2 protein-coding genes and 1 pseudogene are annotated in these 3,929 nt (G+C 69.8%); 2 read left to right on the top strand and 1 reads right to left on the bottom strand.

Features of this window, described 5'->3' with window-relative positions:
* Positions 1 to 184: 184 nt before the first annotated feature.
* Positions 185 to 553, bottom strand: a complete 369-nt coding sequence (locus tag ACFY3C_RS44625; RefSeq protein ID WP_390775020.1) for a hypothetical protein — start codon at positions 551 to 553, stop codon at positions 185 to 187.
* Positions 554 to 858: 305 nt separating this feature from the next.
* On the opposite strand from ACFY3C_RS44625, the pseudogene ACFY3C_RS44620 reads away from it, so the two are divergent.
* Both ACFY3C_RS44620 and ACFY3C_RS44615 read left to right on the top strand, forming a co-directional pair.
* Positions 859 to 1,197, top strand: a pseudogene (locus tag ACFY3C_RS44620) (transposase); the annotation flags it as partial.
* 922 nt (positions 1,198 to 2,119) lie between these two features.
* On the top strand, positions 2,120 to 3,763 hold the full coding sequence (locus ACFY3C_RS44615; protein WP_386582015.1) for a serine/threonine-protein kinase: 1,644 nt from the start codon (positions 2,120 to 2,122) through the stop codon (positions 3,761 to 3,763).
* The last annotated feature ends 166 nt before the right edge of the window (positions 3,764 to 3,929 follow it).

Below are 3,929 nucleotides of genomic sequence, written 5' to 3'. Positions count from 1 at the left end.
CTCGCCCCACCGCCGCTGATCCCGCCGCGGCACCGAAGCAAACACATCGCCAACGAACTCCGATAACTCACCCCGGAGCCGCTCCACTTCCCCCAGCCTCACACCACGAAGATGCCCACCACCAGGCGAGATCACACGACGTAACGAAGCACTACTAGTACTCGAGTGCGACTTCGTGATCTGGCTAGGCGTCGAGGTAGTGGTAATTCCCATCCGGGAGGCCGATCACTAGGCCGCCGTTGTGGACCCTCCACTCGCTCATGCCGTCGACGTCGTGGCTGACCAGAAACAGCCCCCGGGGCCTCTCGTCGTACTCGTCATCCTGGTAGGAGGCCGGGATCTGGGCGATCTGACGCAACCTCTCCTCGAACCAGTCGAGGGATACCGAGCGGATGTCGCCCCCGTAGAAGGCCCACCTGACGTCGTTGTACTGCCGAGCGGGGAAGGCCCAGCCCCCGCTGTAGGTGCGCTCCGGATCGTCTGCTTCCACGATCTCCTTGATCCGGGCTAGCTGTCCGTCGTCACACTGCAGCCAGCCCCTGACCGAGACCATGGTTCCCACGGCGGTTGCTCCTCATTCGTGTGGCGCCCGCTGCCCTGGCGCACGGTTCCGATGCGCTTGCACGCTAGGGGTGACCTGCTCGGTCGCGCAAAGGGATTGGCAGGTGGATCAGCCGCCTCGGGCGAGAGCGCGCCATCCCCGTCCGATCGGCCCTCGCGATTTTGCGCTGGGCCCGGGTGAATATGAGAACGGCCGACGCGTGATCATCAGAGGTTGTGTGGACTCCTGAAGATCGTGCGATGGTCCCGGGCCACAGCATGGACGCGGCCCGCTGGCAGGCGATGTTCGACCAGGCCATAGCGCGCATCGCGGGCCGGTTTCGCCGAGTGGCACCGCGGGCGACGGCATGGACGTTCATCCTCGGACTACTGTCCGGCGTCGAACGCAAGAACTGCTGGCAGCCGGCCGAAGAGGCTGGCCATGCCCGCCCCGGCGCGATGCAGAGGCCGCTGCGAGGCGCACGCGGGGACGCCGACAGGGTGCGCGACGAGGTCGGCTCCTACGTGCTGGACCGCCTCGGCTGGGACGGCGCGTTGATCGTGGACGAGACAGGGTTCCTGAAGAAGAGCCTTCGTTCGGCTGGCGTGCAACGGCAGTACACCGCCACCGCCGGTCGAATCGAAAATGCCCAGGTCGGGTAGGTCGGAGAGGTGTTCGTCGGGGCGGGGGTTGTAGATGGTGCGGGCCAGGAACAGTCCGAGCGGGGTGCTCAGTGCCTGAGAGACCGGGGTGTCGGTGTCCAGTGAAGCGGTGAACCGTCTCCAGCGGGTTGCAGCCTGGGCGCCAGGACCTCCGGCGTCGCGCTCCGGACAGGCGGCCGCTTTCATGGGATCCAGCGGGAGGAGACGGATGCCCGCAGCTCGGTTGAGGAGCACGGTCACCCCTGCTGGTGTGGTCAGGGCGCTTCGGTACTCGGCGGTGCGGCTGGAGGGCACCAGCGGCTGCCAGGCCGGCAGCGCCTGGTTGATGGCGTGCAGGGCCGGGGCCCGCAGGTCTTCGGGGAGTTCGTCCAGGCCGTCGAGGATGGGCAGGACCAGCCGCTGCGCCAGCAGGGCACGCGCTTGGGTGTCGGCGCCGGCCTGTGCGGGATCGTCGAGGGCGGGAGCCTTCAAGGCGGGGTGGTCTTGGGCGAGTTCGTCTGCCATCCCCGTGTACAGGTCCTGCCGGGCCGGGTCCCAGGAGGCCAAGGCGAAGAGGACCTGGACGGCGCCGCCGGGCGGGCGGTGTTCGAGCACGCCCAGCAGCAGCGCCCGGTCAGGGTAAGGCCCGTATCCATTCTGTCGGCAACCTCGGTGCCCTGTGCCCCCGTCGGCCGGAGCACGAACGTCAGCGCGATCTGCCCGTGGACGAACACGATCCACAGAGCCCGCCACCGGCGGTCCGCCGGCCGCCAAAGAGACCGCCGCGCTCCGCAGTGCCCCCGCCAGGAGTGGTCAACCCGTGACGTCCACGGCGTCGCACCGCAACCGCAGTGGCCGAAAATATGTCTCTCAACGCGTGCCGAAAGCGCCGAAACGAGTGGGATCTCGGTCGGCACAGCGGATCTGGGGGAACGAAATGAACGCATGGGCGGTGCCCGGATACACCGAGTCGCTGGAGCTCGGATCCGGGGCGAGCGGACGGGTCGTACTGGCCGTGCACGAGGCGACCGGCCTTCCGGTCGCGGTGAAGTACCTCAGCGAGTCGCTGCGCACCCGGCCGGGATTCGTGCACGAGTTCAGAGCCGAGGCGCGGCTGCTCGGCGGGCTGGAAAGCCCGTACGTCGCCGGGCTGTACGAGTACGTCGAGAGCCCGGACGGCGCCGCCATCGTGATGGAGTTGGTGGACGGTGTCTCCTTGCGAGCCGTGCTGGCCGGGCGGGGTCCGCTGGATCCCGAGGCCGCGCTCGTGATCCTCAAGGGTTCGCTGCTCGGCCTGGCCGACGCGCACCGCATTGGCGTCGTCCACCGCGACTACAAGCCGGAGAACGTCCTGGTCGTCCCGGACGGTTCGTCCAAGCTCGTCGACTTCGGGATCGCGGTCGATACCGGCACCAGCGTCGGCGTCGCGGGAACCCCCTCCTACATGGCCCCGGAACAGTGGACCGGCGCGCCCGCCTCTCCCACCGCCGACGTGTACGCGGCCACGGCCACGTTCTTCGAGTGCCTGACGGGCCACAAACCGTACTCGGGTGACAACATCGCCGAACTCGCGCTGCGGCACGTCGACGCGCCCGTCCCCGCCGACGAGGTCCCGGAGCCGGTGCGCGCACTGGTGCGGCGCGGCTTGGCCAAGGACCCGGAGGAGCGGCCCACGCACGCCGAGGCGTTCGTCTCGGAACTGGAGGCGGCCGCCGGCGCCGCCTATGGGCCCGACTGGGAGGAACGCGGCCGGGGACGGCTCGTCGCGCTGGTCGCACTGCTGCCGCTGCTGCTGCCCTCAGCGCGTGAAGCCCCGCAGACCACGACGGATACCGCACGCACGGTCCTGGCCCAGGCGGCGGGCCACGGCCCGGCTCGTTCGTGGCTCCCCGGCCGGGCGGGGATGCTGGTGTCGGCGGCCGCCGTGCTCCTGGGCATCCTCCTGACCTACGCCGCCCAGCACGCCCAGGCAGCGGATCCGCAGCCGACGGCCAAGGCCCTCGCCACCACCAGCGCCCAGCCCGGCGTGACGTCACAGGGTCCCACCGCATCGACCTCGCCGGCCCACGCGTCTCCGTCCCCGACCGCCACCGTGTCCCCGAGCCTGTCCCCTTCGGGCCCACCGTCTCCGGACGCCACCGGCACCAGCGACCCTTCGACGTCCGCCACCATGACGGCATCCGGGGACACGACGTCCGGCGGGGCAACCACCGACGCGACACCGACAACCGCATCCCCCACCGCGCCGGCAGCTCCCGCCGTCAAGGACGTCGCCGTGTCGGCGTTCCGGCAAACGGGTCCGTCCACCGCCTCGGCAACCGTCGACATCACCACGGACGGCACCGGGCCGATCTCCATCACCGTCTCGTGGTTCACCAGCGATTCCGCAGGAGTGCTCAGCATCCCGGACGGTGCGCCCCAGACCTTCGAACGCAGCGGCGCCACCCAGTACTCGCTCGCCGTCGACCACACCTTCCAGAACAAGGGGTGCTACTGGGCGGTGCAGGCCACGACGACCCCGGCCGCCGCCAACGGCGGCGCCTCGCAGCAGCTTCTGACCAGGCAGTGTGACCTCCGATGACCGCTCAGAACGACCGCACCCCGGCACCTGCCGACGACTGCGAGTCCACCCGCGTGCTGGACCCCATCGACGAGTCCACCCGCGTGCTGGACCCCATCGACGAGTCCACCCGCGTGCTGGACCCCATCGACGAGTCCACCCGCGTGCTGGACCCCATCGACGAGTC

The sequence above is a fragment of the Streptomyces sp. NPDC001410 genome (assembly GCF_042895235.1).
Lineage (GTDB): Bacteria > Actinomycetota > Actinomycetes > Streptomycetales > Streptomycetaceae > Streptomyces.
The sequence above is the reverse complement of the archived record's forward strand: the minus strand, read 5'-3'. Positions and strand labels throughout refer to the sequence as shown.